The sequence below is a fragment of the Bacillus sp. RC252 genome (genome assembly GCF_044909215.1).
GTDB classification, from domain to species: Bacteria; Bacillota; Bacilli; order Bacillales; family Bacillaceae_G; genus Bacillus_A; species Bacillus_A mycoides.
Genome location: NZ_JBIYDV010000046.1, coordinates 1 through 5530, shown reverse-complemented (window position 1 = coordinate 5530; position 5530 = coordinate 1). Strand labels below are relative to the sequence as shown.

Here is a 5530-nt window from a genome sequence, read left to right as displayed (position 1 = left end):
ACTTTCTCCGATCCCAATTTTCTCTCATTATACAAGAAATACCCTATAGAATAGACTTTTTTTTCAGTGTCTATTCTATAGGGTACATTTTAAAATTCTATAACTTTTTTTGTTTAACTTATTTTCTTATTCGCACCAGCTGCTGGGTGAACTCCATTTTTCATTTTTACAACGCTAATGCCATAGCCGATAAATCCACCGATAATCGCTGGGAAGATCCAGCCTAATCCTACTTCCTGCATCGGAAGGAATTTAGTGAACACTTGGCTTACTACTTCAATGTTAACTCCAGCTGCACTTAATCCATCGAATAAGCTGATGATAAATGTTACGATTAAGCTCACTTGATAAACTTCAGCTCTACCTTTGAATAACGAGTGGAAGAATGTTAAGAAAATCAGCACGATTGCTAGTGGATAAATTGCTGTTAATACTGGAACAGAAACTGCGATTAATTGTGTTAATCCTACGTTTGCAACAATAGCACTAAACACACATAACGTAATTGCAATTACCTTGTAAGGAACATTTGGGAATAGCTTATGGAAAAATGAAGAACACGCTGATACAAGTCCCACACTTGTTGTTAAACAAGCAACTGTAATCATTAACCCTAATAATACCCCGCCATATGATCCGAAATAGTAGTTAGAAACTTTTGCTAATACTTCTCCGCCGTTTTCTAAATGTCCAAGCTTCGCAACGCTTGAAGCTCCCATATAAGAAAGAGCTGTATAAATAATTGCTAAAATAGATGCAGCGATCAGTGTTGCTTTTGCACAAACAACCATAATTTGTGTTTTCGTTTTCGCACCTTTTTCTTTAATTGCATTAATAATGATGATCCCAAATACGAACGATGCAAGCGTGTCCATTGTTAAGTATCCTTCTTGGAATCCTTTGAAAAATGCATGTGATGTATATCCTTCAACTGGTGCTTGCATTTCTCCAATCGGATGAATAAAAGCAACGATTACTAAAATACCGATGAATGTTAATTTAATTGGCGTTAAGATTTTTCCAACAATATCGACAATTTTCGCAGGATTTAGCGAAAAAAAACAAGTAATACTAAAGAATATAATTGTAAAAAGAATTAACGGTGTAGAACCTAATCCCTCTGGCATAAACGGCTTAAGACCAATTTCATAAGAAACATTTCCCGTTCTTGGTATTGCAAATAACGGACCGATTGCTAAGTATAAAACTGTTGTAAATACAATCCCAAACACTGGGTGAGCACGACTTGCTAATGACTGTAAATCATCTTTACCTGAAAAACCAAATGCTAATACACCTAGTAATGGTAAACCTACTCCTGTTACTAAAAATCCAGCGTTAGCAATCCATACATTCTCTCCTGCCGATTGACCAAGCATCGCTGGGAATATTAAATTTCCTGCTCCAAAAAATAGTGCAAATAACATTAATCCGATAACTACTATGAACGAAAACGGTACTTTATTCGCCATAATATAACCCCCATTCAAATTTCCTTATCTTATTTCCAATTTTAACTAATTGAATTTTCTGAATATTTAATTTAAGTATCAACTATTCTTGAACTCATTATAGTTTGATATATAATATTTTGCAATACTATTTTCAAACTTTTCATTTATTTTATAAATATACATTTTTTAACACGGAAACCAGACTAAAAAACCAACATGGTCATCCATGTTGGTTTTACATTTACTATCATTAATTAAAATTTCGCCGCTACTTTCTTAACGTTCTCTAAACCTTCTTCAACAATTTGCTGTGAGCGATCTGGATATTGATTGTGTCCTTCAATTACAACTGTCTCTGGATTTGCAATTCCCCAGAACCCAAGTACGTTTGTAACGTAATTAACAGCCATTTCCATAGGAGCCATTTGTTCAGAAGAGTAATCTGAACCACGAGCACCTAAAACAACTACTTTCTTATCACCAACTAAACCTTCTGGACCGTTCGCTGTATATTTAAACGTTTTTCCCGCTTGAGAAAGATATGAAATATACGTGATTAATGGTGCTGGTACTGTAAAGTTCCATAATGGGAATGCAAATACTACTTTTTCAGCTTCTAAAAACTGGTTTAAGTACTTATCCACTGTAGCAACTGCCTTCTCTTCTTCAGCTGTTATCTCCATTCCTTGACTACGTTTATATCCACCTGAAATAGCGATATTTCCGTAATACGGAAGATCTAATGCGAATAAATCTAACTCCGTAATTTCTGTATTCGGATTCGCTTCCTTATAAGCACTTACAAATGTTTCATACATTTTTGAACTAATTGCTTGCTCCGCTGGACGATCGTTTGCTCTTACAAATAATACTTTTGACATTGTTTTATTCTCCTCTACTTTCGTAATTTCTTCTTTTTTACCAAATAATGAGCTAAATAATCCCATTTCCTTCACCTAATCTTTCTTTTCATATTCATTATTCATCATCATAAAAATTCTTATTCTAAGAAAAAGTTCCAATAGATACCTTCATTTAAGGAACCTAAAACTTTTTGTTATTTAATTACCTTATGTAAGTGATTGTAATATAGCCACTTACTTTAGTCAAGTAACTTTTAATTAAATATAAAATCTCGAATTAAAAATAATAACTAAAATACAATTAAACAGCCAATACAACTTTATTACTTGTATAATAAACTTAAAGAGGGAAATTTATATTTAGAAAGGATTTATTCATGAGCACTATAGAAAAGATTCAAACTTTTATTATTCTTTTTGCTGTTACATGCGGCATTGTACTCGGACAATTTAATATCATACATATGTATTCAGACAAATTTATTGTCCCCTTCTTATTTTTCATGCTATATGGGTTATTCCTAAGCATCCCATTAAAAGAAATTAAAAACGGATTTCGCAATTTAAAATTCGCTGGAACAAGCCTAGGTATTAACTTTATATGGACACCTCTTCTCGCTTGGGGATTAGGCGCATTATTTCTTTCAGATCACCCAGCACTTTGGGTTGGCTTTATTATGTTAATGGTTACTCCGTGTACAGACTGGTATTTAATTTTCACAGAGATCGCAAAAGGTAACGTCGCATTATCTACATCAATTCTACCGGTAAATTTAATTTTACAAGTATTATTGCTGCCAATTTATTTGTTTTTATTTGCTGGTGTAATGAAAACTGTAGCGGTTTCTGTTTTAGTAGAAAGTATTGTTATCGTAATCGTCTTACCATTTTTACTTGCGCACGCTACAAAATTCATTATGCATAAAATGAAAAAAGTTGAAACACTTGAGAATAAACTCATTCCATTTTTCAGCTCTTCCCAAATTGTATTTTTAAGTTTAGCAATAGTAGCGATGTTTGCCTCACAAGGTAAGTACTTATTACAAAATATGAATGTTGTTTTATTGTTACTTATACCAGTATTACTGTTCTTCATAATTAACTTTATACTAGGACAGTTTGTAGGACGTATTATGCATTTATCCTATGAAGACACTGTCAGCCTCAGCTTAACAACATTAGCGAGAAACTCGCCTGTTGCACTCGCTATTGCTGTAACAGCTTTTCCAGACGAGCCTCTTATTGCACTTGCATTAGTGATTGGGCCGTTAATTGAGTTGCCCGTTCTGACTTGTGTTTCACAAGTGTTATTGCTTATCAAGAAAAAGCAGCAATACACATAAAAAAACGTCCTACTTTGGGACGTTTTTTTTGTCGAGAAATTATAGAATTAACGCTGCTTATCGGCTCTAAGGATTTTATACGTTATAGAAAATTAGCTTGTCGTTACATTAACAAAGCCTTTCTAATTAAACATTATAGGAAAAGTAAATATAACGAAAGCTGCCCAAAGTCCGTAGATTGGCAAATACTTCGTAACGGCATCTTGGATAGCTGTCGGTCCTGATTTGTTTTGTAGAAAACGCATATAGGAAAACATAATCCAAATTAGATTTGCCCAGATCAGTATGTTTACTCCTAAAACAGCAAGTCTATTAGGTGTAATCCCGTAAGAAGAAAGTCTGAATACGATGGCTGACAATGCGACAGTGTCAATAATAAGCGCAAGAACAATTAAGGCAAAGTTTATATAATCTGAAATGTTCTTTCTCTCGTCTGAATCACTCTCAACGATAGAAAATATAGTAACAGCCAGTACACCAAGGAGTATTCCGTTGAAGGCCATTAGGAAATTGCGGTCCAAGAACGGATTTTTCCCGACCCATATAACCGTTATAAGATAGATCAACAATGTGATCAGGACGAGAGGACTAAAAATTTTAGATATGTATGGTGTAATATTTTTAGCAAGTTTAAGATTCAATGATACTAAGTATGCAGCCACTACAGCGAGAGCGGCAGCTCCAAATAAAACAACATTACTAAAATAGAATTCTCCTATATCCAAGTCAACAAAGCTAAATAATCGCATAGTGAATACTGCTAGTATCATTCCGCTCACTGCCATGCTCGCGTAGAGAAGACAATATTCTAAATTAAATTTAATATAAGCTAATCTTGTACTGCCTTTTGAATATTCATTTCCCGTAAACGCAAGTCCCAATAAGACCCATAACAATATAGGAAGATGTAAATAAGCAAGGATACTGCTGTCTTTATAATTTAATGGCAACATATTAAGATACAACCCGGAAATCAGGAATAACGATGCAAGGAAATAAATAATACTTTTTTCCGGAGTATTATTGTAAACAAAATAGGCAGCGATAAAGGGAATTATACCAAAAGCCAGGTTAATTGGAGCAATTGCTTCCTGCTCGACAAAGTGGAAAATGATTCTAGTGCTTATCCCAGCTAGAATAGCTAACATGCCCATGAATAAGAAACCTTTTTGAAACAGCGATATTTTTTCTTTATTTGCCGTCTCCTTGAAATGCAATCTTTCATACCAAGTAGCTAGCACCTGAGAATCAGGGTTTTCATCCCATGCTTGTGAGAATGATTTTTTAAAAGCTTTCGGGTCTTTTCTATACATTCTCTCCAGCTCATGAGGCGTATCAATATTTTCAATAATTAAATTGTTAATGTCCATAGTTATACCTCCTCTAATTTTAAAAACAACGCTGTTACCTTTTCCATAAAAAGCACCTCACTTATTTATTCTGATTTTGATTTTATTATATATTTTATTGTTTTACAATAAAATTTTATTATTTTATATAATATTTTTGTTGTATATTTTCATTCCAAGCAAAAACAAAAAGCATTCCTCATTCAAAGAAATGCTCTATAACTTTTTATAAACATCGGTGTAAGCTACTTTCAGCTGTTCTCTTCATTGCTTGTTTTTATTTTCTAATTTCTTATTTTTCCTTTATATAAAAGAAATGATATAAACGTCCAATTTAATAACACCTTTTCAAACAATTATTTCAAATAAATTTTAGTGCTAGTATACAAAACTCTGTAATTATAAAATAAAAAAGCATGACATAAAATTAATCTGTACCCTTTGTAAAGGACATTTTGAAAAAAGTTAGGCAACATCAAGAAGATGATTTCTGTATCCAACAGGAGTCATCTTTTTTAAAT

Annotated in this window: 4 protein-coding genes; 1 reads left to right on the top strand and 3 read right to left on the bottom strand. The window is 33.1% G+C overall.

Translation table 11 applies throughout. The features are described 5' to 3' along the window. Window positions 1–113 precede the first annotated feature (113 nt). Both brnQ and ABH960_RS29405 read right to left on the bottom strand, forming a co-directional pair. The gene (gene brnQ / locus ABH960_RS29410) at window positions 114–1472 is read right to left on the bottom strand and encodes a branched-chain amino acid transport system II carrier protein (RefSeq protein WP_404449964.1); all 1359 of its coding nucleotides are present in this window, start codon (window positions 1470–1472) and stop codon (window positions 114–116) included. A 236-nt stretch (window positions 1473–1708) separates the two neighbouring features. After that, the gene (locus tag ABH960_RS29405) at window positions 1709–2401 is read right to left on the bottom strand and encodes an FMN-dependent NADH-azoreductase (protein ID WP_404449962.1); all 693 of its coding nucleotides are present in this window, start codon (window positions 2399–2401) and stop codon (window positions 1709–1711) included. Window positions 2402–2694: 293 nt separating this feature from the next. On the opposite strand from ABH960_RS29405, the gene ABH960_RS29400 reads away from it, so the two are divergent. After that, a complete protein-coding gene (locus ABH960_RS29400) occupies window positions 2695–3660 on the top strand; it encodes an arsenic resistance protein (protein WP_404449960.1) in 966 nt (321 codons plus the stop codon). Between the two features lie 122 nt (window positions 3661–3782). Here ABH960_RS29400 and ABH960_RS29395 read toward each other — a convergent pair whose 3' ends face one another. Next, window positions 3783–5030, bottom strand: coding sequence for a DUF4153 domain-containing protein (locus ABH960_RS29395; RefSeq protein ID WP_404449958.1), 1248 nt, complete (start codon window positions 5028–5030; stop codon window positions 3783–3785). Window positions 5031–5530 lie beyond the last annotated feature (500 nt).